22 protein-coding genes are annotated in these 23,540 nt (G+C 71.2%); 12 read left to right on the plus strand and 10 right to left on the minus strand.

Annotation, left to right across the window (positions count from 1 at the left end; translation table 11 throughout):
- Positions 1–315 precede the first annotated feature (315 nt).
- Entirely contained in the window at positions 316–1,023 is a 708-nt protein-coding gene (locus tag L3i22_RS23020) for a hypothetical protein (RefSeq protein ID WP_221329015.1), read from the plus strand.
- A 285-nt stretch (positions 1,024–1,308) separates the two neighbouring features.
- On the opposite strand, the gene L3i22_RS23025 is transcribed toward L3i22_RS23020, so the two are convergent.
- Entirely contained in the window at positions 1,309–2,328 is a 1,020-nt protein-coding gene (locus L3i22_RS23025) for a low specificity L-threonine aldolase (RefSeq protein ID WP_255658515.1), read from the minus strand.
- An 88-nt stretch (positions 2,329–2,416) separates the two neighbouring features.
- On the opposite strand from L3i22_RS23025, the gene L3i22_RS23030 reads away from it, so the two are divergent.
- Complete coding sequence (locus L3i22_RS23030) at positions 2,417–3,013, plus strand: short chain dehydrogenase (protein WP_221329017.1); 597 nt, start codon at positions 2,417–2,419, stop codon at positions 3,011–3,013.
- On the opposite strand, the gene L3i22_RS23035 is transcribed toward L3i22_RS23030, so the two are convergent.
- Positions 3,001–3,396, minus strand: a complete 396-nt coding sequence (locus L3i22_RS23035; protein ID WP_221329018.1) for a nuclear transport factor 2 family protein — start codon at positions 3,394–3,396, stop codon at positions 3,001–3,003. The genes L3i22_RS23030 and L3i22_RS23035 overlap by 13 nt on opposite strands.
- Positions 3,397–3,406: 10 nt before the next feature.
- Positions 3,407–3,787, minus strand: a complete 381-nt coding sequence (locus tag L3i22_RS23040) for a PPOX class F420-dependent oxidoreductase (RefSeq protein WP_221329019.1) — start codon at positions 3,785–3,787, stop codon at positions 3,407–3,409.
- A 46-nt stretch (positions 3,788–3,833) separates the two neighbouring features.
- Here L3i22_RS23040 and L3i22_RS23045 point away from each other — a divergent pair, with 46 nt between their 5' ends.
- Positions 3,834–5,195: a phenylacetate--CoA ligase family protein gene (locus L3i22_RS23045; RefSeq protein ID WP_221329020.1), complete on the plus strand. Its 1,362-nt coding sequence runs from the start codon at positions 3,834–3,836 to the stop codon at positions 5,193–5,195.
- 96 nt (positions 5,196–5,291) lie between these two features.
- A complete protein-coding gene (locus L3i22_RS23050; protein ID WP_221329021.1) occupies positions 5,292–6,959 on the plus strand; it encodes a discoidin domain-containing protein in 1,668 nt (555 codons plus the stop codon).
- Here L3i22_RS23050 and L3i22_RS23055 read toward each other — a convergent pair.
- A complete protein-coding gene (locus L3i22_RS23055; protein WP_221329022.1) occupies positions 6,956–11,047 on the minus strand; it encodes a hypothetical protein in 4,092 nt (1,363 codons plus the stop codon). The genes L3i22_RS23050 and L3i22_RS23055 overlap by 4 nt on opposite strands.
- A gap of 19 nt (positions 11,048–11,066) precedes the next feature.
- Between L3i22_RS23055 and L3i22_RS23060 the strand changes: the two genes are divergently transcribed.
- On the plus strand, positions 11,067–11,306 hold the full coding sequence (locus tag L3i22_RS23060; protein ID WP_221329023.1) for a hypothetical protein: 240 nt from the start codon (positions 11,067–11,069) through the stop codon (positions 11,304–11,306).
- Positions 11,307–11,311: 5 nt separating this feature from the next.
- On the plus strand, positions 11,312–12,058 hold the full coding sequence (locus L3i22_RS23065) for a hypothetical protein (RefSeq protein WP_255658516.1): 747 nt from the start codon (positions 11,312–11,314) through the stop codon (positions 12,056–12,058).
- On the opposite strand, the gene L3i22_RS23070 is transcribed toward L3i22_RS23065, so the two are convergent.
- The 3 genes from L3i22_RS23070 to L3i22_RS23080 form a co-directional block, all read right to left on the minus strand.
- Positions 12,048–12,515 carry a Rieske (2Fe-2S) protein gene (locus tag L3i22_RS23070; RefSeq protein ID WP_221329024.1) on the minus strand — a complete coding sequence of 156 codons (468 nt, stop codon included), beginning with the start codon at positions 12,513–12,515 and terminating at the stop codon, positions 12,048–12,050. The genes L3i22_RS23065 and L3i22_RS23070 overlap by 11 nt on opposite strands.
- Before the next feature lie 71 nt (positions 12,516–12,586).
- Positions 12,587–12,931, minus strand: coding sequence for a hypothetical protein (locus tag L3i22_RS23075; protein WP_221329025.1), 345 nt, complete (start codon positions 12,929–12,931; stop codon positions 12,587–12,589).
- Between the two features lie 60 nt (positions 12,932–12,991).
- Positions 12,992–13,444 carry an Lrp/AsnC family transcriptional regulator gene (locus L3i22_RS23080; protein WP_221329026.1) on the minus strand — a complete coding sequence of 151 codons (453 nt, stop codon included), beginning with the start codon at positions 13,442–13,444 and terminating at the stop codon, positions 12,992–12,994.
- A gap of 131 nt (positions 13,445–13,575) precedes the next feature.
- Between L3i22_RS23080 and L3i22_RS23085 the strand changes: the two genes are divergently transcribed.
- From L3i22_RS23085 to L3i22_RS23110, 5 genes are all read left to right on the plus strand, one after another.
- The gene (locus L3i22_RS23085) at positions 13,576–14,658 is read left to right on the plus strand and encodes a thiamine pyrophosphate-dependent dehydrogenase E1 component subunit alpha (protein WP_221329027.1); all 1,083 of its coding nucleotides are present in this window, start codon (positions 13,576–13,578) and stop codon (positions 14,656–14,658) included.
- A complete protein-coding gene (locus L3i22_RS23090; RefSeq protein WP_221329028.1) occupies positions 14,655–15,647 on the plus strand; it encodes an alpha-ketoacid dehydrogenase subunit beta in 993 nt (330 codons plus the stop codon). Before L3i22_RS23085 ends, L3i22_RS23090 begins: the two co-directional genes overlap by 4 nt.
- Positions 15,647–17,359 (plus strand): dihydrolipoamide acetyltransferase family protein, encoded by a 1,713-nt coding sequence (locus L3i22_RS53660; RefSeq protein WP_255658517.1) that lies wholly within the window; start codon positions 15,647–15,649, stop codon positions 17,357–17,359. The genes L3i22_RS23090 and L3i22_RS53660 overlap by 1 nt, the downstream gene beginning before the upstream one ends.
- Before the next feature lie 260 nt (positions 17,360–17,619).
- A complete protein-coding gene (locus L3i22_RS23105; RefSeq protein ID WP_221329029.1) occupies positions 17,620–18,345 on the plus strand; it encodes a hypothetical protein in 726 nt (241 codons plus the stop codon).
- 293 nt (positions 18,346–18,638) lie between these two features.
- The gene (locus tag L3i22_RS23110) at positions 18,639–20,435 is read left to right on the plus strand and encodes a discoidin domain-containing protein (protein ID WP_255658518.1); all 1,797 of its coding nucleotides are present in this window, start codon (positions 18,639–18,641) and stop codon (positions 20,433–20,435) included.
- On the opposite strand, the gene L3i22_RS23115 is transcribed toward L3i22_RS23110, so the two are convergent.
- Positions 20,426–21,181, minus strand: coding sequence for an alpha/beta fold hydrolase (locus tag L3i22_RS23115; RefSeq protein ID WP_221329031.1), 756 nt, complete (start codon positions 21,179–21,181; stop codon positions 20,426–20,428). The two genes, L3i22_RS23110 and L3i22_RS23115, sit on opposite strands and share 10 nt — an antisense overlap.
- A 22-nt stretch (positions 21,182–21,203) precedes the next feature.
- Positions 21,204–21,683 carry a hypothetical protein gene (locus L3i22_RS23120; protein ID WP_221329032.1) on the minus strand — a complete coding sequence of 160 codons (480 nt, stop codon included), beginning with the start codon at positions 21,681–21,683 and terminating at the stop codon, positions 21,204–21,206.
- Positions 21,684–21,774: 91 nt separating this feature from the next.
- Between L3i22_RS23120 and L3i22_RS23125 the strand changes: the two genes are divergently transcribed.
- Entirely contained in the window at positions 21,775–22,515 is a 741-nt protein-coding gene (locus L3i22_RS23125; RefSeq protein ID WP_221329033.1) for a phosphotransferase, read from the plus strand.
- Between the two features lie 6 nt (positions 22,516–22,521).
- Here L3i22_RS23125 and L3i22_RS23130 read toward each other — a convergent pair whose 3' ends face one another.
- Positions 22,522–23,289 carry a DUF6082 family protein gene (locus L3i22_RS23130; RefSeq protein ID WP_221329034.1) on the minus strand — a complete coding sequence of 256 codons (768 nt, stop codon included), beginning with the start codon at positions 23,287–23,289 and terminating at the stop codon, positions 22,522–22,524.
- Between the last annotated feature and the right edge of the window lie 251 nt (positions 23,290–23,540).

The raw sequence follows: 23,540 nt of genomic DNA on the forward strand, positions 1-23,540 counted from the left end.
AGACCACCGCGAGCCGGGGCTGGGGTCCGCACCGTCCGCAGACCGCTGCGGGCTGGACCACCGCCCGCAGACCGTCGCGAGCTGGGGCTGGGATCCGCACCGTCCGCAGACCGCTGCGGGCTGGGCCACCGTCCGCAGGCCGCCGTGAGCCGGAGCCGGGCCCGGGGTTCGCGTCGTCCGCAGACAGCCGTGGTCTGGGCCGGGATGCGCGCCATCCTCGGACCGCCGCGGGTCGGGCCGGGAGCCGCGCGTTCCGATCCCGGTGGGACCGTCCCGCGCCGGGGGTATTCACCGCTGCCGATAGCATTTCGGTCCATGATCACAAGACGCGTCCTGGCCGTTCTGGCAGTCGTCGCGATGGTGCCGGCGGGCTGCTCCACCTCGACGCAGCCCGCGCCGGTTGCCGCGCCCGCCGAGAGCCCGAAGGCCACCCTGCACCGCACCGCCGAGGAGATCCGCAAGGGTAACTACTCGTACGACACGATCTGGGGCGGCTACCTCCGGCAGGGCTACCTGGCTCTGCCGGACGGGCTGAGCTTTGCCCTTCACCGGCGCGGTGCCGAGAAGCGGACCGAGTACGACTATCGGCGCATCGGTGAGCAGCGCTACGTCCGGCTGGGCGGGGACGTCTTCGACGCCCAGCACTGGTGGCGCCTGGACAGCAAGGACGCCGCCTACGTGCGGCCGGACATCGAGTTCGCCGAGGCCGCCGGTGCTGACCTCGGTGGTGTCGCCGTGGTCCTGGACCAGATCGTCGACGGTGCGACCCGGGACGGCAACACGATCACCGGCACGGTCGACTTCGCCGGCTCGACCGCGCGGACCGTCCCGCTGGTGCTGGCCAAGCCGGGGCGGCCGTTGCCGTTCACCGCGACGGTGGACGCGAAGGGTCTGCTGACCCGCATCGAGGTGCAGGTCCCGGCCGCCGAGGGGCAGGAGGCCGACGTCTGGCGGACGTCCGTCTACGACTTCGGCACGACCAAGGCCCCGGAGATGCCGATCAAACAGCTGATCATCAAGTGACCGGATGATCGGCGAGGCGCTGACCAGGTCCGAGCGGCGGTAGCGGGTGGCGGCGGGCCGGCGTGCGCGGCTCGGCGGGGGAGGCGTGCGGCGGTCGCGGGTGGCGACGGGCCGGCGTGCGCGGCTCGGCAGGGGTGGCGTGCGGCGGTCGCGGGCGACGACGGCCGGCGTGTGCGGCTCAGCGGGGGTGGCGTGCGGCGGTCGGGGGCGACGACGGCGGGCGTGTGCGGAGAGGCCGGCGTGTGCGCGGGCTTCGGCCGGCGAGGGTGGGCTTGGTGGGCGGCGTCAGCGGGTGAGGGCGGCTCGGGTGGCTTTGGCGAGGGCGTCGACGTCTTCCGGGGTGGTGTCGAACGATGTCATCCAGCGGGCTTCGCCGGTGGGCCAGTCGTGGAACGTGAACTGGGCGTGCAGTTCGGCCAGGGCGGGCTCGGGGAGGCGGATGAAGACCGCGTTGGCCTGGACCGGGTGGGGGATCGTGACGCCGGGCAGGTCGCGGACCTGGTCGGCGAGGCGGGTGGCCATCGCGTTGGCGTGGGTGGCGCTGCGCAGCCACAGGTCGTCCTCGAACATCGCCAGGAACTGGGCCGAGACGAACCGCATCTTCGAGATCAGCTGCATCGACGACTTGCGCAGGTAGTCCATGCCCCGGTTCAGCGCCGGGTTCAGCACGACCACCGCCTCGCCGAGGACCATGCCGTTCTTGGTGCCGCCGAACGACAGCACGTCCACCCCGGCGTCGGTGGTGAACGCCCGCAACGGCACGCCCAGGTGCGCCGCGGCGTTGGCGAGCCTGGCACCGTCCAGGTGCAGCAGCATGCCGTGCTCGTGCGCGAGGTCGGCGATCGCGCGGATCTCCGCCGGGGTGTAGACGGTGCCCAGCTCGGTGGACTGGGCGAGCGACACCGCCTGCGGGCGGGCCCGGTGCTCGTCGTCGAAGCCCCAGGCCTCACGCCGTACGTCAGCAATTTTGATCTTGCCGTTGGTGGCCGGAACGGCCAGCAGTTTGAGGCCGGCCACCTTCTCCGGCGCACCGCACTCGTCGACGTGGATGTGGGCGGTGTCGGCGCAGACGACCGCGCCCCAGCGGTCGCAGGCGGCCTGCAGCGCGACGACGTTGGCGCCGGTCCCGTTGAGCACGGGGTAGGTCTGGGCCGCGTCGCCGAAGTGCTCCCGGAACACGTCCTGGAGCCGGGCGGTGAAGGCGTCGCGACCGTAGCTGACCTGGTGCCCGGTGCCGGCCGCGGCGAGGGCGGCGAGCACCTCCGGATGCGCGCCGGAGTGGTTGTCGCTGGCGAAGGTGGTCACGTCACCCAGTCTATTTATGACCTGCGCGCATGAATGGTCCGCGAACGGCATTTCCCGGCGCGGTCACCGGTCGCCTACCGTCGGCGGTATGCGAATTCTGCTCGTCGGGGCCACCGGCACGCTCGGCACGGCCCTGCACAAGGAACTGTCCGGCCGCGGCCACGAGGTCCTGGCCGTCGCCCGCACCGGCGGCGACCTGCGCTACGACGTCACCGACCCGGCCCAGGTCACCGCGCTGTACGAGCGCGCCGGCCGGCTCGACGCGGTGGTCAGCGCGGCCGGCCACGTGCCGTACAAGCCGGTCGTCGAGATGACCCCGGAGGACTACCTGGCCGCGTTCCACGGCAAGGTGCTCAGCCAGATCGACCTGGTCCGCCAGGGCGTGCCCCGGATCGCCGAGCGCGGGTCGTTCACGCTGATCACCGGCGTGCTGGCCCGCGAGCCGATCCCGACCGGCAGCGCCGCCTCGATGGCCAACGGCGCGGTGGAGGCGTTCGTCCGGGCGGCCGCCATCGAGATCGCCCCGCAGCGGGTCAACGCGGTCAGCCCGACGGTGTTCACCGAGAGCCTCGACGCGTACGGCGCGTTCTTCCCGGGCATGGAGCCGGTCGACCTGGCCCGCGTCACGCAGGCGTTCGTCCGCAGCGTCGAGGGCGCGCAGACCGGGCAGGTCTACGCGCTCTGAGCGGCTTCCTTCCGGATCTGGTCGAACTGCGCGTTCATCGCCTCGGCCAGCGCCTGTGCCGCCGACAGCGGGCGGACCATCACGGTCAGCTCGTCGATCAGCCCGTGCTCGTCGAGGTGCAGGAAGTCGCAGCCGCTCAGGGCCTTGCCGCCGACGGTGGCCTCGAAGACCAGCGCGTGGTCGCGCTCGTCGGCGCCGGCCAGCTCGCGCACGTACCGGAAGTCCTCGAAGACCCGCAGCACGCCGCGCAGGATCGCCGCGGTGATGGCCTTACCCGGGTACGGCTTGAACGCGACCGGGCTGGTGAACACCACGTTCTCGGCCAGCAGCGCCTCGATCGCGGCGGTGTCGCGGGCCTCGACCGCGTCCCGGAATGCCTTCATGACCTGCTCCTCAGAGGGTGATGACGATGCCGACGGCGGCCGGGCGCTTGATGTGGAACAGCCGGCTGAGCGTGCCGCCGATCCGCGCCGAGACGTAGCGGCCCTCCAGCAGGCGGCGCGCCCGGTCGGTCTCCGAGTCCGGCAGCAGCACCGCGGTGCCGCTGACCGTCTGGGCGCCCGGCGGCACCTTCCCGCGCAGGTCGCAGGCGGTGATCTCGACGCGCGGGTTGTTGCGGATCCGCTTGACCTTCCAGGCGTCGGCGGCCGACACGGTGGTGATGGTGTTGCCCTCGGCCACGTGCCACACCGCGGTCGGCACCGGCGTGCCGTCCTTGCGGAACGTGATCAGGCTGATCTGCTTGCTGGCGGCGATCTCCGCGGGGACGGTCATGACGCGATCATAGGGTCGTCCCCACTCGAAGCGACGAGGTGTCACGATGACCGATCCGCTGGCCCTGTTCCGCGCGATGGCCGAGACCGTGCCCGCCTACCAGGACTTCCTCCGTGAGCAGGGCGTCGACCCGGGCGCGGTGCGCACGCTCGGCCAGATTCCGCTGATGACAAAACAGAACTACCACCTGAGGTACGGCCTGGAGCGGCGCTGCCCGGGTGGCAGTCTGCGCGGGGCCGACATGGTGGCGGTCTCGTCCGGCTCGTCGGGCCGCCCGACCGTCTGGCCGCGCTCGATCCGCGACGAGCTGGTGGTCGCCGAGCGGTTCGAGCAGGTGCTGGTCGGCGGTTTCCGGGCGGGGGAGCGCAGCACCCTGGCGGTGATCTGTTTCGCGCTCGGCAACTGGGTCGGCGGCATGTACACCACGGCGGCCTGCCGGCATCTGGCCGCGCAGGGGCACCCGATCACGGTGGCCACGCCCGGCAACGACGTCGCCGAGATCCTGCGCGTGGTCGGCGAGCTGGGGCCGCTGTTCGACCAGGTGGTGCTGCTCGGCTATCCGCCGTTCGTGAAGAACGTCATCGATGCGGGTTCGGGCTGGGCGCCGTACCAAATCAAGCTTGTTCTTGCTGGTGAGGTTTTCAGCGAGCAATGGCGGGACCTGGTCGCGGCGCGGGCCGGGATCACTGATCCGGTGACCGATGTCGCCGCGCTCTACGGCACGGCCGACGCCGGCGTGCTGGGCAATGAGACCCCCTTGAGCGTACGGATCCGCAGGTTCCTGGCCGAGCGACCGGACGTCGCGACGCCGCTGTTCGGGGATGCGCGCCTGCCGACGCTGGTCCAGTACGACCCGGGCGCGCGGTTCTTCGAGGCGGTCGGCTCGACGCTGGCGTTCACCGCGGACGGGGGCGTGCCGATGGTCCGCTACCACATCGCCGACGAGGGTGGCGTGCTCGGCCGCGCCGAACTGGTCGGGCTGTGCCGCGAGCACGGCTTCGATCCCGGTGACGGGCCGGACCTGCCGTTCGTCTACCTGTTCGGGCGTTCGCTGTTCACGGTGTCGTTCTTCGGCGCGAACGTCTACCCGGAGAACGTCACGGTCGGCCTGGAGCGCCCGCACATCGCCGACCGGGTCACCGGCAGGTTCGTGCTGCGCAGCGTCGAGGACGCCGACCGGGACCGCCGGCTGGCCCTGGCCGTGGAGCTGGCCCCGGACGTGCCCGCCGGCGCGGACCTGGCGGCCGAGGTGGCCGCCTCGGTGCGCGCCGAGCTGCTGCGGCTCAACAGCGAGTTCGCGCACTACGTGCCCGCGGACTACCAGCTGCCGGTGGTCGAGCTGCGGCCCGCCGGCGACCCGGAGTTCTTCCCGCCGGGCGTGAAGCACCGCTATACGCGCCCGTCCTGACAGTCCATGGTTCCGGAATTGCAAAGACTCGTCCAAGTATTGCAAACATGTGTCCGCGCTGTAACGATGGCCATCAATCGATGACAGGAGTTCCGCATGGCCGTCTCCCGGCGCACCCTGCTGTCCACCGCCGCCCTGGCACCCGCCGCGATCGCCCTGACCGGCGCGGATCCGGCCAGCGCCGCCTCCCCGCCCGGCGACGTCGTCGGCAAGATCAGCGTCGGCTACCAGGGCTGGTTCGCCTGCCCCGGCGACGGCGCCCCGATCGGCGGCTGGTGGCACTGGAGCCGGGACCGGTTCCAGCCGCCGTCGACGGGCAACACCACGATCGTGTCCTGGCCGGACGTGCGCGACTACACGCACACGTACCCGACGGCGTACCCGAATCTCGGCGGTGGCGGCCCGGCCGCGCTGTTCTCCTCCTACGACCAGCAGACCGTCGACGTCCACTTCGACTGGATGAAGACGTACGGCATCGACACCGCCGCGCTGCAGCGGTTCAACCCGTTCGGCGACGAGGGCCCGACCCGCGACGCGATGGCCCAGAAGGTGCGGGCCGCCGCCGAGCGCACCGGCCGCAAGTTCTACGTCATGTACGACATCAGCGGCTGGGCGAACATGCAGTCCGAGCTGAAGACCGACTGGACGACCAAGATGTCCGCGCACGCCGCGTCGGGCGCCTACGCCCGGCAGAACGGCAAACCGGTCGTCTGCGTCTGGGGCTTCGGCTTCAACGACGACAACCACAACTTCAGCCCGGCCGCCTGCCTCGACGTGATCAACTGGTTCAAGGCGCAGGGCTGCTACGTGATCGGCGGCGTGCCCACCTACTGGCGGGAGGGCAAGAACGACAGCCGCGCCGGATACCTGGACGTCTACCACGCACTGAACATGATCTCGCCGTGGATGGTCGGCCGCACCGGCGACCTGGCCGGGCTCGACTGGTTCTACACCAACGTCAACACCGCCGACCAGGCCGACTGCAACGCCCGCGGCATCGACTACCAGCCGTGCGTACTGCCCGGCGACCTGTCCGCCGGGCACCGCCGGCACGGCGACTTCTACTGGCGCAGCGTCTACAACATGGTCCGGCTCGGCGCGCAGGGCCTCTACGTGTCGATGTTCGACGAGTTCAACGAGGGCAACCAGATCGCCAAGACCGCCGAGACGGCCGCGTCCGTGCCGGCCGGGACCGGGATCCGGGCGCTCGACGAGGACGGGACGTTCTGCTCGGCCGACTACTACCTGCGGATCACCACCGACGCGGGGAAGATGTTGAAGGGGCAGATCGGGCTCACCGCCGTACGGCCGACGTCTCCGACGACCGGGACCACGCCGCCGCCGCAACCGACCGGCGACCTCGCGCGGGGCCGCGGCACCGCCGCGAGTGGGTGGACGCAGAACTATGTCCCGGCGAACGTGGTCGACGGGGACGCCGGCAGTTACTGGGAGAGCGTCAACAACGCGTTTCCGCAGTGGTTCCAGGTCGACCTGGGCTCGGCGGTGACGGTCGGCCGGGTGGTGCTGAAGCTGCCGGCGTCGTGGGGGGCGCGGACCCAGACGCTCGCGGTGGCCGGCAGTGTGGACGGCGCCGCGTTCGCGACGCTGTCCGGGTCGGCGGGGCGCTCCTTCGACCCGGCCTCGGCGAATACCGTGTCGGTCACCTTTTCGGCCGGGACGGTCCGCTACCTGCGGGTCACGTTCACCGCGAACACCGGCTGGCCGGCCGGGCAGCTCTCCACCCTGGAGGCCTACGCGAACTAGCTACCTTCCGTCGGCGAGGCGCGTGGGGCATCGGACAGCGGAGTCTGGCCGGGCAGGTCCCGCCGGACGTTGTCCACGATTCGCCACGCGGTCAATGGTTGCGCGGCGATGCGGGATCGGGCCTGCGCGAGCCGGTCCACCAGCCCCGTCCGGCCCGCCACCGTTGATCCGGCCTGGTCGCCGAAGGCCCGCAGCAGCGTCGTCGTGTGGTACAGGTAGGCCCGGCACTGGGCCACTGCGGGGTCGTCCGGCGCCTGCAGAATCAGGTTCTCCAGCGGATCGGCGACGGCCGGGCACTCGCCGGCCCGGGCGATCCACGCGATCACCGTGCTTGCGGCGCCTGCTGCCTCGGCCTCGCGCAGCTGCGCCGGCAGGATCGTCGCGAGATCGTCGGCGACCAGCCGGGTGGCGAGCCGACCGAAGTCGCTCTGGCCGCTCAGCGAGCTGAGCGTGGCCAGGTCGACCACGGTGCGCAGCAGCTCGCGGGGTCGGCCGCCGGACAGGGCGTGGCACAGCCAGAGGAACGGTTGCGGCATCACGATCCCGCGCAGTTCCAGCAGCTGACCGGCCTCCGCGACGGACAGTGGCGAGACCACCACCACCCTGGTGAAAGCGCTGTCGAAGGTGGTCCGGACCCCGAGGGCGCGCTGGTCGAACGCGGCCAGCGCGTCCTCGGAGACGGCCACCACGAAGAAGCAGCCGGGAACGTTGAAGGTGGCCTTCAAGTCGTTGAGGAACTGCTCGGCGTCGGCGGGGGACGCCATCTTGTCCAGCTCGTCGATGCCGATCACGATGCGGTTGCCGCGCGAGCGTCGCTCCAGCGCGGCCTGTTCGAGCAGCGCCCGGAACTGAGCCACCAGCTCCGGATAGGTCCGCAGGTTCTCGGTGCGCTGAACGCTGCCCTCGGTGGAGACCTCGAAGCCGCCGGGCAGGCTGATCTTGCCGGCGGCCTTCTCCGAACGCGCCGACTGATATCGCAACTCCTGGAGATATCCGGCGGCCGCCAGCGCCGACTCGCTGCCGGCCCGGCGAGCCGGCCGGCCCCGCCTGGCCGACCACAGGATCGGCGCGGCGATCAACGCGCCGCCGAGCAGGAGCACCGGGATCCGCGGCTCCGTCACGATCCCGGTGAACCATCGGGACAGAAGTTCGCCGAACAGCGTGGCGACGATGAGAGCGGCGCCGACGGCCGGCACCACGACCGTGATCATCGTCCCGGCCAGCCGCCGGCGCCGACCGGCCAGAGCCGGATCGCCCGCGGCGTCCGGGTTGAGCCGGACACACAGCTCGCTGAAGAGATGCACCAGGAACTCGCGCCGCTCGTACGCCGTCGGCGCCGTGACCAGGAGCAGGACGTCCTGCTCGGCGGTCCGGAACCCCTCGCCGCAGAACCGCTGCAACAGGGCGCTCTTGCCGGCGCCGCGGGGACCGCTGATCCCGATGCTTGCCGAGGTGAGATTACGCAGCGTCCACTCGACCTGCGTCGCGGCGGCCCGGTCCACGAGCTGGTCCGAGCGGCTGACCTCACCCAACCGGGACGGATCCAGCGCGGGAAGGGCCGCGTCATGTTCGTCGCGGCCGGCCCGCAACCGGGCGCGGATCAGTGGCAGGACACCGTCGCGGGCCAGCGCGGCGATCCAGTCCCGGTGCGCCTGGATCGCCGCCTCGTGATAGCGCCGGGTGCCCGGGGTGGGGCTCGGCCACCGTTCCGGGTCGGTGGATCGCAGACCGCGTGCGGCCTCGAGGTACGGACGGGCCCTGCGCCGCAGGAACACCAGGAACGGCGCGGCGATGCCACAGCCCACGGCCGCACCGTAGAGCCACGGGTTGTCGGCGGGTTCGTCCGAGACGGCCGCCAGCAGCCAGGCGAGCGCGGTCCACGAGGCGGCCGCGGCCCCGTAGGCCCGCAGCCGGGTCTGCGGCCGGACACCCGCCGACGATTCCGTGCCCGGCAGCGCGCCCCGGACGAGGACGATCAGGATCGCCAGGACCAGTAGGAGCGGGACGATGGATGCGCCCACCACCACGGCGGCCATGGCGGCGAGTGCGTAAGGCGACCTGCCGAAGGTCAGCACCACGCCGGTGACCACACCGCAGGCCATCAGGACGAGCAGGATCTCCGGGCGGAGGTTGATCGCCGCCAGGGTGGTGAGCGCGATGCCGATGCAGGCGTGGGCGAGGATCGCGTAGGCCCGGCCCGGGACCGACCAGTACCGCGGCACGGTGGCCCCGACCAGGCTGTTCCGGGCCTCCAGGAACCGGGTGTGCCGTGCCTCGCCGGCCTCGGCGATGGACGCCGACCGGGCGTCCAGGGCCCGGCGCGCGAACTCCCGCACCTCTGCGCGCCGCGTCCCGGCGGCGTCCAGGCCGATGTAGGCGGCCGCCTCGGGCATCTGCAGCACCTCGTCGAGAAGCTGCTCGGCCGCGGTATCCAGGGACGTCACGGGCCGCTCGGCCTGGTCGGCGAAGAAGGCCAGGACCGCCGGATGGCGGAACCGATAGACTTCGTTGTCGCGCACCAGAACACCGGCGCGGACCGCCTCCGCCAGGAAGGCACGCCAGCGGAGCGGAATCGCCTGCGAGGCGGTGAGGCTCAGCCGCACGGTGAGGTATCGCCCCCACCGGGTGCCGTCGAGAAGCACCACGGCGAACGACACGACCGCGAGGCCGGCGATGTCCCACGATCCGCTACCCGGGGTGAACGACCAGAAGACCGTCGTCACCCCGGCCACGGCGGCGGACGACAGCAACGCGGCGGCCCGCTCGTCCCGGTGCCCGCTGTACCACGGGTCCCCGAATAGGACGGCGAGTCCGGCCGCGGACGGCAGCAACAGCAGCAGACGCCCCACCGGCAGGTCGGTCAGACTCGCCATGATGACGGCGAGCACACCGAGCCCAGCCGCGGCGGGCCACAGCCGGGGCCGGAGCGGTTGCGCCACGGGCCGCCGCTCCGCCATGTCGAACACGACGAGCCCGATCAGCGGCGCCGCCAGCACGAGAAGCCACCACCAGGAGCGGGCCACGACCCCGGCGGCCAGCAGCGCGGCCGGCAGGCCAACTGCTCTCGGCCAGCCGGACCATCGTCCGGCGTCGGGCAGGATCTCGATGAGCCGGGTCCAGCTGAGTTCCGGCACCCGGGCGGCTCGCATCGCCTGCCCGAGGCGGCTCAGCCGGCGTCGGGTGTCGTCCGGCAGCGCGACGGTCCACCGGTCGTACAGCACGGAACCGACCGCCTCCGGGTCGGGCTGGCCGCACAGGGGTGACGGATCCGCCGCCGGCTGCCAGAACGTCTCCACCGCCAGGCTGGCGATCCCGGGGCTGGACAGGGCCGTCGCGAGGGGTCCGTGCGGGTCGGCACGCAACTCGTCGGTCACCTGCGCCCAATTCGGGCCCTGCCGCCGCAGATAGGCGATGAGCGCGTCGGTCCCGATCGGCCGGATCGATACCTGCAGGGCCCGGGGCAGCACCACCCGGTGTCGTTGCGTCAGGCGGGCCAGCTCATCGGTGCCGCAGGTCAGCACGAGCGCGCCGCTGTAGCCTTGCAGCGCCGTGACCGCGAGGTCGCGACGGCTCTCCGGCAACTCGTCCAGCCCGTCAAGGACCGGAAGCACATCCCCCTGGCGGACCAGCTGTTCGATGGCGCTCGCGGTGCCGACGGTCTGCTCGTCGCCCCGGACCGCGCGGGCCACGAACGCGTCCAGCAGCTCGGCCGCCGGGTCCCAGGCGTGTGCGGGCAGCAGCACCGGGACCGGCACGTCGTCCGTGTCCCGAAGGTTGAGCAGGTCCTCCGCGAAGAGCGTGGCAAAGGCGGTCTTGCCCGATCCAGGACCGCCGTGGATGACCAGCCGGCGCTGGGGCAGTGCCAGGAACAGGCCTTGGACACCATTGCTGCCGGCGCCAGGAATGTCCGCCAGGGGCTCGTCGGCCTGCCACCCGAGCGGAATCGGTGGGCCGTTCGTGTGCAGGTCCCGCAGCGCGGCTTCGACCCGGCGAACGCTTTCCCGGGCAAGGGCGTCGCGGGTGGTGGACCGCCGCTGGACCGTCGAATGCGGTGATCCGGCCATGGTGACGAGCCGGCGCTGTGCCACCTCGCTCAGAACTATAGCGATGCCGATCGGTATGGCCAGCCACATCCACGAGTTGGTCCGAACGTCGACCAGCCCCGAGACCAAGGCGGCGATGGACATCGGGACCAGGACGGCCGACGTCACCAGCAGTGCTGTGGTTGACGTGAACCGGCGCATGCCGCCATGGTGGACGACCACCCGCCGAAGAGGAATCGCCCGATCAGCGCCGGAACAACGGCGCTTCGCGCGGTATCAGCACAGCGCCGCCGTGATGGGATGATCACCATGCCGACCAGCGCCGAACGCCTTCCCGAGCCGCCCGCCCGGCGGCCCGACCTCGACGACGACTTCGCCGGGCCGCGGCTGCGCGACGACCTGTGGATCGACCACTACCTGCCGCACTGGACCACGCCGGACCGCTCGCTGGCCCGCTACGACTTCGACGACGCGGGGCTGCGGCTGCGCATCGACGAGGATCAGCTGGACTGGCGGCCCGAGGACGCCCCGCTGCGCGTGTCCAACGTGCAGACCGGCACCTTCCAGGGCACCCACCGGCACCGCCCGGACGGCCTGGTCGTGCGCACCGAGACCCCGACGCGCCTGCTCTGGGCGCCGGCCGCGGCACGCGTCGACATCACCGTCACCGCGAGCACCGACGCCGGCTGCATGCTCGCCGCCTGGACGGTCGGCACCGAACACCTGAGCCCCCGCGACAGCGGCGAGATCTGCCTCTTCGAGATCGACGCCGGATCAGTCGTCGCGCGCACCGGCATCAAGGCCCACCACGACGACCGCCTGGTCACGGACATGTCCGAGGTCCCGGTCCCGGCCGGCCGGCACACGTGGACCGTGATCTGGGGGCCGCAGGGCACCGTCATCGGCTGCGCGGGCGTCGTGGTGAAGCGGTCCACGCAGGCCCCGCTCTACCCGCAGTTCCTCCTGATCGACCTGTGGGAGATCGGGCCCCGCACCGGCCCCTATCCCAAGACCGCAAACCTTCATCGCGTACGAGGGTGGAACCTCACGCCTTGACGATGTTGCCGTCGCTCTCCTTGACCGCGGTCTCCGCCAGTGCCTTGGTGGCCGGACCGCCGGTGGGCGCGCCGGTCGCGATGTCGAACGTGCTCTGGTGACAGGGGCACTTGATCGCCTTGTCGACCACCTCGGCGACCTTGCAGCCCTGATGCGTGCACACGTTGCTGAACGCCTTGAACGTCCCGGACGCGGGCTGCGTCACCACGTAGGTGTCGGTGATGACCCCGCCGCCGACCGGGACGTCGGCGGCCTTGGCGATCGCGTCGCCGCCGCTGCTGTCGGACGCGGCACTGCTCTCCGACGTGGCCGCGGTCGTCGCGGTCGTCGCCGTCCCCGTCCCGCTGGAACTCGTGTCGTCGCTGTCGGAGCTGCCGCAGGCGGCCAGGACCGTCCCCGCGCCGGCCGCCCCGGCGATCCGGATGGCCGCCCGTCGATTCATACCGTCCGCGCTCATCGTCCCTGCTTCCCCCGTGAGTCCAGCCGTCCGGACCGAATTCTACGGAAAGTCGGAGTCCGGTCCGGCGGTCAGCCGATTTCCATCGCGTCGAGCGACGCGATGGCGCCCTCCACTTTTCCGTGGTTTCCGCAGCTCGGACAGGTGTGGTGGGTGGTCGTGGAACGCCAGCAGGCGAGCTCGCCGCAGTGGCAGCGCACGTACTTGTCGGCCCCGCAGCCGGGGCAGCCGGGGTAGTCGCCGGCCATGCCGAACGAGCCGGTCATCGTGACCCGGCCGGGCATGGTCGCCTCCTCGGGAACGGTGTCGGCGCCGACCTCGCTCAGCAGCCATTCGCTGCCCACGTGCCGGAAGGTCGCGATCCGGGTCTTCTTGTCGGTCTCGCAGCGAAAGTTGAGCCACGCGTTCTCAGCCATGGTGACCTCCTGATCGGAGGGTATGGCGGCCGGTCAACGACACGGCGGGCTGAACTCCGGTCAGGCCGGCGCTGCCGGCGGGCTGAATTCCTCGAAGACCAGCAGCGTACGGGTGTTGACCACGCCCGGCATCCCCTGGATCTCGTCCAGGACCAGCCGGCGCAGGTCGGTGTTGTCCTTCGCCCGGACCAGCATGATCACGTCGAACTCGCCGCCGACCAGGGCGATGTGCACGACCCCGGGCAGGGTGCGCAGCCGCTCGCCGACCTCGCGCCACTCGGCCTGGTGCAGGTTCACCGTCACGTACGCCGAGGTGCCCAGCCCGGCCGCGGCGTGATCGATCTCGGCGCGGAACCCGGTGATCACGTTGGTCTCGCGCAGGCGCTGGACCCGGGCGTACGCGTTCGCCCGCGAGATGTGCAGCGTCTCGGAGAGCTGCCGGATCGACATCCGGCCGTCCCGGCCGAGCTCCGCGAGGATGTGCCGGTCGATGTCGTCCAACTCACTGGCCACGTGTCTGCCACTTCCCGCCTTAACGCCCGATAAGTTGGACGTCCGGCGCGCTGACGCCGTACGCCGAACGCATTTTTCTTGATCTGTCTCAGATTATGGAACAACTGTGGTCCAGGGCACAGCATTACCGCATGACGCCTGACTCCCGTCGGCTGTTGCCGTCCGATGCCCCTGTCACCCTCCTCGACCCCGATGGAAAAGCGACCGGCGACGTCCCCGACGACGCCACCCTGCTGCGGTCGCTCGGGCTGCTGACGACCGCGCGGCGGCTCAACGACCAGGCATATGCGCTGGTCCGGCAGGGCCGGCTCGCGGTCTATCCGTCGTCGCACGGCCAGGAGGCCTGCCAGGTCGCCGCCGCGCAGGTGCTCGACGCCGGCGACTGGCTGTTCCCGACCTACCGGGACACGATCGCCGCCGCGGTCAAGGGCGTCGACCCGGTCGAGGCGCTGAGCCTGCTCAAGGGCGACTGGCACTGCGGCTACGACCCCTACGAGCACCGCGTCGCCCCGCACACCACGCCGCTGGCCACCCAGCTGCCGCACGCGGTCGGCGTGGCACACGCCGCCCGGCTGCGCGGCGAGCCGACCGTGGTGATGGCGATGTGCGGCGACGGCGGCACCAGCGAGGGCGACTTCCACGAAGCGTTGAACTTTGCCGCCGTCTTCCGGGCACCGGTGGTTTTCTTCGTGCAGAACAACGAGTACGCGATCAGCGTCCCGCTGGCCCGCCAGACCGCCGCGCCGTCACTGGCCCACAAGGGCATCGGCTACGGCATTCCCGGCGAACGCGTCGACGGCAACGACATGGCCGCCCTGCTCAGCGTGCTCGGCACCGCCGTCGAACGGGCCCGCGCGGGGGAGGGGCCGCAGCTCGTCGAGGCGCACACCTACCGCATGCAGGCGCACACCAACGCCGACGACGCGACCCGCTACCGCGACGACAGCGAGGTCGCCGCGTGGGCCGGCCGCGACCCGATCACCCGGCTGCGCGCCTACCTGACCGGCCGCGGCGCGCTCACCGACGAGGTGACGAAGGAATTCTCCGCCGACGCCGAGCGCGCGGCAGCGCACCTGCGCGACGGCCTCAACCAGGACATCACCCCCAACCCCGAAGACCTTTTCGCGTACGTGTTCAGCACCCCCACCCCGCAGCTGCGGGAACAGTCGGCGCTGGTCGCCGACGAGCTGAGCCGGGAAGGAGCCCAGCGATGAGCACCGCGGTGCACCACAAGTTGTCGATGGCCCACGCGCTCAACCGGGCGCTGCGCGATGCCATGGCCGCCGACCCGGGCGTGGTGATGTTCGGCGAGGACGTCGGCGCGCTCGGCGGCGTCTTCCGGATCACCGACGGGCTGACCGCCGAGTTCGGTGAGGACCGGTGCTACGACACGCCGCTCGCCGAGTCCGGCATCGTCGGCATGGCGGTCGGGATGGCGATGAACGGCATGCGCCCGGTCGTCGAGATGCAGTTCGACGCGTTCGCCTACCCGGCGTTCGAGCAGATCATCAGCCACGTCGCGAAGATGCACAACCGGACCCGGGGCCGGGTCACGCTGCCGATGGTGATCCGGGTGCCGTACGCCGGTGGCATCGGCGGGGTCGAGCACCACTGCGACTCCTCCGAGGCGTACTACGCGCACACGCCCGGCCTGCAGGTGGTCACGCCGGCCACGCCCGCCGACGCGTACGCGCTGCTCCGCGCGGCGATCGAGGCTCCCGACCCGGTCATCTTCATGGAGCCGAAGAAGCTCTACTGGAGCAAAGAGGAGATCGAGTTCCCGGTCCGGGCGCCGGGCATCGGCACCGCCCTGATCCGCCGGGCCGGCACGGACGCGACGCTTATCGCGTACGGGCCGTCGGTGCCGGTCGCCCTCGAGGCCGCCGAGGCCGCCGCCCAGGAGGGGCGCAGCCTGCAGGTGGTCGACCTGCGCTCGATCGTGCCGTTCGACGACGAGACGGTGTGCGCGGCGGTCCGGTCCACCGGGCGGGCCGTGGTGGTCACCGAGTCGTCCGGGTTCGCCGGGGTCGCCGCCGAGATCGCCGCCCGGGTCACCGAGCGGTGCTTCAGCAGCCTGGCGGCGCCGGTGCGCCGGGTCACCGGGATGGACATCCCGTACCCGCCGCCGAAGCTGGAGCACTTCCAGCTGCCCGGCGTCGACCGGGTCCTGGACGCCGTCGACGACCTGCAGTGGGAGCAGTGATGATCTTTCACCTGCCGGACCTCGGCGAGGGCCTGACCGAGGCGGAGATCGTCCAGTGGCTGGTCGCCGAGGGGGATGTCGTCGAGATCGACCAGGCGATCGCCGAGGTCGAAACGGCGAAGTCGATGGTGGAGGTCCCGTCCCCCTACGCGGGCAAAGTCGCAACGTTGCACGCCGCAGCCGGCGTCACCCTCGCAGTCGGCGCCCCCCTGATCACGGTAGAGCCCGCCCCAGCAGCAGCCAGCTCAAGCCCATCAGCGTCAGCCGTCTCGAGCCCCACAGCGCCGGCCAGCTCAAGCCCGTCAGCGCAGGCCAGCTCAAGGCCTCCTGCATCGGCCGTGTCGAGTTCCTCGGCGTCGGGTGGGGCGGGTCCTTCGGCGCCTGGTGGAAAAGTTCCTTCGGCGGCGGGTGGAAAGGTTCCTTCGGCGCGGGCTGGGACCGAGTCTCCGGCGGCGGGTAGGAAAGTTCCTTCGGCGGCGGGGGAGGCGTATCGCGAGGAGGAGAAGGCCGGGTCCGGCAACGTTCTCATCGGGTACGGCACCACCGCGTCGTCGAGCTCGGGCCGCAAGCGCCGGCCCCGCGGACCGATCCCGCCGCCCACGCACATCCGGCCGCCGCAGGTCGTGTCGCCGCTGGTCCGCAATCTGGCGCGCAGCAACGGCCTCGACCTGAGCAAGGTCGAACCGACCGGCCGCGGCGGCGTGATCACGCGTGCCGACGTCGAGCGCGCGTTGGCCGCTCCGCCCCAGGCGGCGAAATCTTTCGCCGACCCTGCGGAGATCTCCGCAGAGAGGGCGGAGGTTTCCTTCGCGGTCGATGCCGCGGATGCCCCGGCCAAGACGTCGAAGATTTCCTTCGGGGCTACGGAAGCCTCGGTCGAGACGGTGGAGGTTTCCTTCGCCGGTGCTGAGGCCCCGGCGGAAGCGACGGAGGTTTCCTTCGCTGGTGCTGGTGCTGGTGCTGGTGCTGGTGCTGGTGCGGGTGCGGGCGTGGGGGCTTCGGCCCAGGCGGTGGAGGATTCCTTCGCGGCGGGCGGGGAGCGGCGGGTACCGCTCAATGGTTTCCGGAAGGCTTCGGCGGCGGCGCTGAGCCGCAGCCGGGCGGAGATTCCCGAGGCGACCGTCTGGGTTGACGTGGACGCGACCGCGTTGTGGCAACTGCGCGAGAGCAACCCCGGCGGGCCTGGTCTGCTGGCCTACATCGCGCGGTTCACGGTGGCCGCGCTGCGTGAGTTCCCGGTGCTCAACGCGCGGTTCGACGCGGAGCGGCAGGAGATCGTCGAGTCCGGTGCGATCAACCTCGGCATCGCCGTGCAGGGCAACCGGGGTCTGCTGGTGCCCGCGGTGATCGGCGCGGAGAAAATGACTACCACCCGGCTCGGCGAAGAAATTCGTCGCCTGACCGCGGCGGCGCGCGAGGGGCGGGTCAGCGCGAAGGAACTTTCCGTCGGGACGTTCACTCTCAACAACTACGGCAGTCTCGGTGTCGACGGCAGCGCGGCGATCATCAACCATCCGCAGGTTGCGATCCTGGGCTTCGGGCGGATCCTGGACCGGGCCTGGGTCGTCGACGGCGCCCTGTGCGTTCGTAAGATCACTCAGATGAGCTTCGTCTTCGACCACCGCGTCTGCGACGGCGTCGTCGCGGCCGGCTTCATGCGCCGGGTTGCCGACGCCATCGAAAACCCGGCATCGGCGATCGCCCACCTGTGACCCAGCACGACGACGAGGTCGACGCCGGCCCGGCCACCGTTCCGCACGCCGGCCCGGCCACCGTTCCGCACGCCGGCCCGGCCACCGTTCCGCACGGCGGCCCGGCCGGCGACAACCCTGCGTCCATCCCTCGCCACCTCTCGGCCACTGGCGCTGGCGCTGGCTCGGCTGGTGGTGGGGGCTCGGCTGGTGGTGGGGGCTCGGCTGGTGGTGGGGGCTCGGCTGGTGGTGGTGGCTCGGCTGGTGGCGGCTCGGGGATTGTGCTGCTTCGCGAACCGGTTGGCGGTGGTCCGGAGCAGGACGCCGAGCTGGGGCCGCTGCTGCTTCGGCGTGGCCTCGGCGACGCCGTTGACATCCTGCGGGTCTATTCGCCGGGGCCGACGGCGGCCTTCAGTCGGCGGGACACGCTGCGGCCCGGTTACGACAGGGCCGCGGCGGGGGTTTTGCGACTCGGGTACGTGCCGGTTGTTCGGCCGCAGGGTGGCAGCCTCGCGGTCTATGGGCCGGGCAGTGTGGTGATCGACCACGTCCACCGGTCCGGGCCGTTGCCACCGGACCCGGCCGGGCGGTTTCGTCATTTCGCGGCGATGCATGCTGCGGTGCTGGTCGAGCTGGGGGTTCCGGCGCGCATCGGGCCGGTTCCGAACGAGTACTGCCCTGGCGAGTACAGCCTCCATGCGGCCGGTGCCAAGATCGTCGGTTCCGCCCAGCGGGTGACCCGTGACGGCTGGCTGTTCAGCACGGTCATCCAGGTCAGCGGTGTCGCCGACCTGCGCGCGGTCCTGACCCCGGCCTACGCCGAACTCGGCTATCCCTTTGACCCGTCCACGGTCGGCGCCGTCGAGGACACCGTCCCCGCCGCAACGCCGGAGGCGGTCAGGTCGGCGTTCCGGAATGCCTACAGACTGGCCGAGAACACGGTCCCGCTGCCGGATCCGTTGCGCGCCGCCCTCGCCGGGGAGTCCCCAGCCGCGCCGAACGCGTAGTTGTCTCCCCAGCCGTGCCGCGTCGCCATCGCGCCGTGCTGCAGTCGTGGCGCGCCGCACCGCGTGGGCAAGTCGCTGTTTCATTTGTTTCATGGGTTCCGGAACTGGAACGTATTGACGGGGATATTGGCTTGTAACAATTCTGGACTCACTCGGTCGAGTGAGGAGACGTCATGCGGCGTGGTGCGGCGGCCCTTTTCGGGCTAGGGCTGGTTCTCGGCGTTCCCGGGTCGGCGGCGGTGGCCGGGCCCCGGCATCATGAAACAACGCAGGCGCGGGTCTGGGTCACCACCGTGGATCGGAGTGAGCTTCTGCACGAGCGGGCGCCCGTCGCGCTCCGCACGGGGGCGAGCACGCAGCCCACGATCGTCGTCAATCCGGAGTGGACCTATCAGCGGATGGACGGATTCGGGGCGGCGATCACCGATTCGTCGGCCAGCGTGCTCTATCGGCTTGCGCCTGGGGCGCGCGACGAAGCCGTACGCCAATTATTTGGTCTTGAAAAAAATGGGATCGGCGTGAGTTTTCTGCGGCAGCCGATCGGGTCATCCGATTTTACGGCGGCCGCTGAACATTACACCTATGACGATGTTCCGGCCGGGCAGACGGATTTCGGGCTGCGGCGGTTCAGCGTCGACCACGATCGTGCGCAGATTCTGCCGTTGCTGCGTCAAGCCCGGAAAATCAACCCCCAACTGCGCATTCTCGGTACGCCGTGGAGCCCGCCCGCCTGGATGAAGTCCGGTGATTCGCTCGTCGGCGGGCGGCTCAAGGACGACCCGGCGATCTATGACGCCTACGCGCGTTACCTGGTCAAGTTCGTGCAGGCCTATGCCGCCGCCGGAGTGCCGATCGACTATCTGACGGTGCAGAACGAGCCGCAGAACCGTAAGCCCGGCGGTTATCCCGGCACCGACATGCCGGTCCGGCAGGAGGCCGCGGTGATCGAGCGACTCGGGCCGCTGCTGAAAAAGGTCAGCCCGCGGACGAAGATTCTCGGGTACGACCACAATTGGCAGACCCATCCCGGTGATGTCGCGTCGACGCCCGCGGGGGAGGATCCGGAAACCGATTATCCCTACCGATTGCTGGACACGCCGGCCGCGAAATGGATCGCCGGGACCGCCTACCACTGCTATTCCGGTGACCCGAGCGCACAGACGGCGCTGCACGACGCGTACCCGGAAAAGGGTGTCTGGTTCACCGAGTGTTCCGGTTCGCACGGCGTGGGCGACACCGACGAGCAGATCTTCCGGGGCACGCTGACCTGGCACGCCCGCACCCTCGCCATCGGCGTCACCCGCAACTGGGGAAAATCCGTGGTGAACTGGAACATCGCCCTGGACAGCACCGGCGGGCCGCACCTGGGCGGCTGCGCCACCTGCACCGGCCTGCTGACCGTGCTGCCCGACGGGACGGTCCGCCCGGACGCGGAGTTCTTCACGATCGGGCACCTGTCGAAGTTCGTGCGGCCCGGCGCGGTCCGGATCGCCAGCACGTCGTTCGGCACCACCGGCTGGAACGGCCAGATCATGGACGTGGCGTTCCGCAATCCGGACGGCTCGACGGCGATCGTGGTGCACAACGAGAACGACGATCCCCGTACGTTCGCGGTGGCGCTCGGTTCGCGGATCTTCGAGTACACGCTGCCCGGTGGGGCGCTCGCCACGTTCGTGCTGCCGCGCTCGGTGGACGCGCGGCCCGGCGAGATCCCGCTGACCGGGGCGACCGCGCTCGCGTCGCCGCCCGGTGAGGGTGCCCCGCTGGCCGTCGACGGTGACGCCGCCACCCGCTGGTCCAGTGGCGCCGCGCAAGCACCCGGCCAGTATCTGCAGGTGGACCTGGGGGCGACCCGGGTGTTCCGGAAGGTGGCGATCGACAGTGGCGGGAACCTCGGCGACTACGCCCGGGCCTGGCAGCTGGCGGTCAGCCGGGACGGCGTGACGTGGACGACCGCGGCGAGCGGGACCGGGACCGGCCAGCTCACCACCGTGGACCTGCGGCCGACCCGGGCCCGCTACCTGCGGATCACCTCGACCGGCAGCAGCACCAGTTGGTGGAGCGTCGCCGACCTGCGCCTCTACCGCTGACCGTCGCCGGACAGGGCGCCCAGCTCCGCGACCACGGTGCCGGGCGCCCGTAGCGGCACGAAGTGATCGGCGGCGGGGACCTCCACGAGGCGGCAGCCGGGGATACGGCGTGCCGCCTCGACGCAGGCCGGGACGAACGACGGGCGTTCGAGGTCGCCGAGCAGCAGCACGCTGGGCGTTTTCACCTGTTCCAGCCGGGACCAGGCGTCGCCGTCGTCGGCGAGGGTGTCGCCCCAGCCCAGCCAGAACCGGATCGACGACCGCAGCTGCTCGACGACCAGCGGGTCGCGACCGGCCCGCGCCCACCGGGCGACGCCCTGCTCCAGGAACACGTCCGGATCGGTGCTGTCCGGCTCGTCGCCGGGATCCTGCGGGATCGGGGCGCCGGAGATGCCGGGGCAGGCCAGCACCATGCCGCGGACCCGGTCCGGCTCGGCCAGGGCCAGGTCGAGCGCGGAGCCGCCGCCCATGCTGCAACCGGCGAACAGCGCCGGACCGACGTCGAGCCGGTCGAGCACCCGGCGCAGGTCGTCGAGCCGGGAGAACCGGCCGGTCGGCGGCTCCGAGCGGCCGAAGCCCCGGACGTCGTACCGGATCAGCCGGTGCTGCCCGGCGAGCCGAGCCCAGACCGGGTCCCAGATCCGGGAGTCACCGACGCCCGGGTGCAGCAGCACGACCGGCGGCAGGTCGCCGCCGGTGTCCTCGGCCCAGACCGATCCCGCGCCTACATCGATCAGCTTCTCCATGGGAGGAGCCTTTCACGCGGGCTCAGCTGGGGCTCGCCGGGCTGACCGGCTTTCCCTGCAGCATCGGCATCAGCACGTCCAGGGCGTGTTCGAGGTCCGGGCTGTTCCCCGAGCAGTCGTCGGCGGTGTACGTCCACGCCGGGGTGGTCAGCTGGTAGACGAAGCCGTCGGCGCAGATCGCCGACTTCGCGGACGGTTCCTTCGGGCTCTCCGCGGGCAGGACCTGCTCCAACGCGGCCAGCACCGGCGCGCCCAGCTGCACCGGCTGGGCGGTGTTCCCCTTGTGGGCGACCGTCATCGTGCCGTCCGGGTCGATGTGCACGTGGTCGTCGAGGCCGGCGATCCCGCCGGTCCGCGAGAAGTCCAGCGGGAACATCGTGGTGGCGCCCGTCGTCGCGGGGACGTTGCTGGTCTGCGGGGTGGCGCCGGCCGAGGTGCCGGAGTCCTGCTGGGCACAGCCGGCGATCGTGGCGAGGCCGATCGTCAGCACGAGGGTCGACATGCGGGTCCGAATCATGACGTTCTGACGTACCCGGTGGGGCCGCGGTTCCCACCTGCCGATGATGCGCTCGTGCCGGGCGATACTGATCGGCGTGGACGAGGTTCAGGTGGTGGTCGCGCACTCCGAGCGGGTGACGCTGCGCGTCGGTGACGTCTTCCTCAAGGTGGACGCCGATCCGGCGCGGCTGGACGCCGAGGCCGCGGCGATGGCCGCGGCGCCGATCCCGACCGCCCCGATCCTGTGGCGCCAGCCGTCGGTGATCGCGCTCGGCGCCCTCCCCGGCGAGGCGCTCGGCCTGCTCGGTGAGCCGTCGCCGGCCTCGCCCGCGGCCTGGGCCGCCGCGGGGGCCGTCGTGCGCACCCTGCACGACGCACCGCTGCCCGAGCGGGCCGGGCGCGGGGTCGACCCGCTGGTCCGGGCGGAGCTGGAGTCCGAGTGTGAGCTGCTGGTCGCGGACGGGGTTCTCCCGGCCGGGCTGGTCGCTCGCAACCGTGCGGTCGCCGAGGGGGCCTTTCGGCCGTACGCCCCTCGGTTCACCCACGGCGACCTGCAGATCACGCATATCTTCACCGACGGTGATCGGGTCACCGGGGTGCTCGACTGGTCCGAGGCCGGGCGTGGCGACCCGATGTTCGACCTGGCGACGCTGACGCTGGGCCATGAGGATCGGCTCGCCGACGTGCTCGCCGGCTACGGGCCCGGCTCCGACCTGGCCGCGATTCGGGCCTGGTGGTCGCTGCGGAGCCTGCTCAACGTGCGGTGGCTGGCCGGGCACGGCTTCGACCCGTTCGCCCCGGGCTGCGAGGTCGACGTCCTCAAAGCCCGGATGTAGACGGCCTCATCCGCGTACCCGACGAGGGCGTTCCCGGCTGCGGGCGGTCAGCCAACCGGCCAGCAGCGCTCCCGCCACGACCGTCGCCGCCGTCGCGGCGTTCCGGCGATGCGATCCGGCCGTGCCGCCGACGGGGTGACCGTGCGGAGGAACCCGGCCCGGATCCGGGTTGACCTGCGGCGGTCCGGCCTCGACCGCCTTGCGGTACTCGGCGTCGGCGACGCGGGCCAGCCGCCGGTAATCCGGGTTGCCGGAGTTCAGCCACAGGGTCCGGGCGCCGGCCCAGAACGTCCGGCCGGGCTCGGTGCCGAACACCTCCGGGAAGATCTCCAGGCGTAGGTCGGCCTCGGCGATGACCTCGGTCGCGTATCCGAACGCGTAGTACCGGAACGCCCGCCCGAGGAAGACGTGCCTTCGCACCTGAAGCGGGGTTTGACCGATCAGCTCGCGGTTCAGCGCAGGCGCGTAGGTCTCCGGGTCTGCGCAGATCATGTTCAGGATGTCGGCGTGTTGCTCGCGCACGGCTTGAACCCGATGCTGGCCGACCGAACGGGCCTGATAGACGAGCGATGCCGTGACGCCGGCGAGCGCGAGGGCCGAGAAGATCGCTGAGGCGGCGCCGTAGGCCTGGCCGATGTTGCCGAGGCGAACCCAGTCCTCGGCGATGAGGTCACCCACCGCGGCGAGGGCCAGCGGTGACAGGCCCGCGCAGAGTGCGGTGCCGAGCGCGATGGTGACGAGCGTGTAGACGGTGACGCGGCGTCGAGTACCCATATTATGTGAATACATCGACGGATGATGGCGTGTCACCTCACGTGCCGGAGGCCGCCAGAAAATACTTTCCCGACAGCGGCGTGGCGAGTCGCGAGATCGCCCGGGCCGCCTAATATCTGATCTGTTTACGAGACTGTAGTGAGCACGCAGGCAGAAACTCCATTGCTGATCGACGAGTTCATGCCGCACCCGATCGGAGCGCAGACCGGAGATCGCGCATGACCGGATCGGCAATTGCCGTCCGGCCTGCT

Origin of the sequence: Actinoplanes sp. L3-i22, from assembly GCF_019704555.1 — a bacterium.
In the GTDB taxonomy this organism is placed as follows: domain Bacteria; phylum Actinomycetota; class Actinomycetes; order Mycobacteriales; family Micromonosporaceae; genus Actinoplanes.

Bases quoted from the DNA above. Each gene is read 5' to 3' on its own strand.
- L3i22_RS23020 (WP_221329015.1), top strand. From the start codon at position 316: ATGATCACAAGACGCGTCCTGGCCGTTCTGGCAGTCGTCGCGATGGTG.
- L3i22_RS23030 (WP_221329017.1), top strand. From the start codon at position 2,417: ATGCGAATTCTGCTCGTCGGGGCCACCGGCACGCTCGGCACGGCCCTG.
- L3i22_RS23035 (WP_221329018.1), bottom strand. From the start codon at position 3,396: ATGAAGGCATTCCGGGACGCGGTCGAGGCCCGCGACACCGCCGCGATC.
- L3i22_RS23040 (WP_221329019.1), bottom strand. From the start codon at position 3,787: ATGACCGTCCCCGCGGAGATCGCCGCCAGCAAGCAGATCAGCCTGATC.
- L3i22_RS23045 (WP_221329020.1), top strand. From the start codon at position 3,834: ATGACCGATCCGCTGGCCCTGTTCCGCGCGATGGCCGAGACCGTGCCC.
- L3i22_RS23050 (WP_221329021.1), top strand. From the start codon at position 5,292: ATGGCCGTCTCCCGGCGCACCCTGCTGTCCACCGCCGCCCTGGCACCC.
- L3i22_RS23060 (WP_221329023.1), top strand. From the start codon at position 11,067: ATGCCGATCGGTATGGCCAGCCACATCCACGAGTTGGTCCGAACGTCG.
- L3i22_RS23065 (WP_255658516.1), top strand. From the start codon at position 11,312: ATGCCGACCAGCGCCGAACGCCTTCCCGAGCCGCCCGCCCGGCGGCCC.
- L3i22_RS23070 (WP_221329024.1), bottom strand. From the start codon at position 12,515: ATGAGCGCGGACGGTATGAATCGACGGGCGGCCATCCGGATCGCCGGG.
- L3i22_RS23075 (WP_221329025.1), bottom strand. From the start codon at position 12,931: ATGGCTGAGAACGCGTGGCTCAACTTTCGCTGCGAGACCGACAAGAAG.
- L3i22_RS23085 (WP_221329027.1), top strand. From the start codon at position 13,576: ATGACGCCTGACTCCCGTCGGCTGTTGCCGTCCGATGCCCCTGTCACC.
- L3i22_RS23090 (WP_221329028.1), top strand. From the start codon at position 14,655: ATGAGCACCGCGGTGCACCACAAGTTGTCGATGGCCCACGCGCTCAAC.
- L3i22_RS53660 (WP_255658517.1), top strand. From the start codon at position 15,647: ATGATCTTTCACCTGCCGGACCTCGGCGAGGGCCTGACCGAGGCGGAG.
- L3i22_RS23115 (WP_221329031.1), bottom strand. From the start codon at position 21,181: ATGGAGAAGCTGATCGATGTAGGCGCGGGATCGGTCTGGGCCGAGGAC.
- L3i22_RS23120 (WP_221329032.1), bottom strand. From the start codon at position 21,683: ATGTCGACCCTCGTGCTGACGATCGGCCTCGCCACGATCGCCGGCTGT.
- L3i22_RS23130 (WP_221329034.1), bottom strand. From the start codon at position 23,289: ATGGGTACTCGACGCCGCGTCACCGTCTACACGCTCGTCACCATCGCG.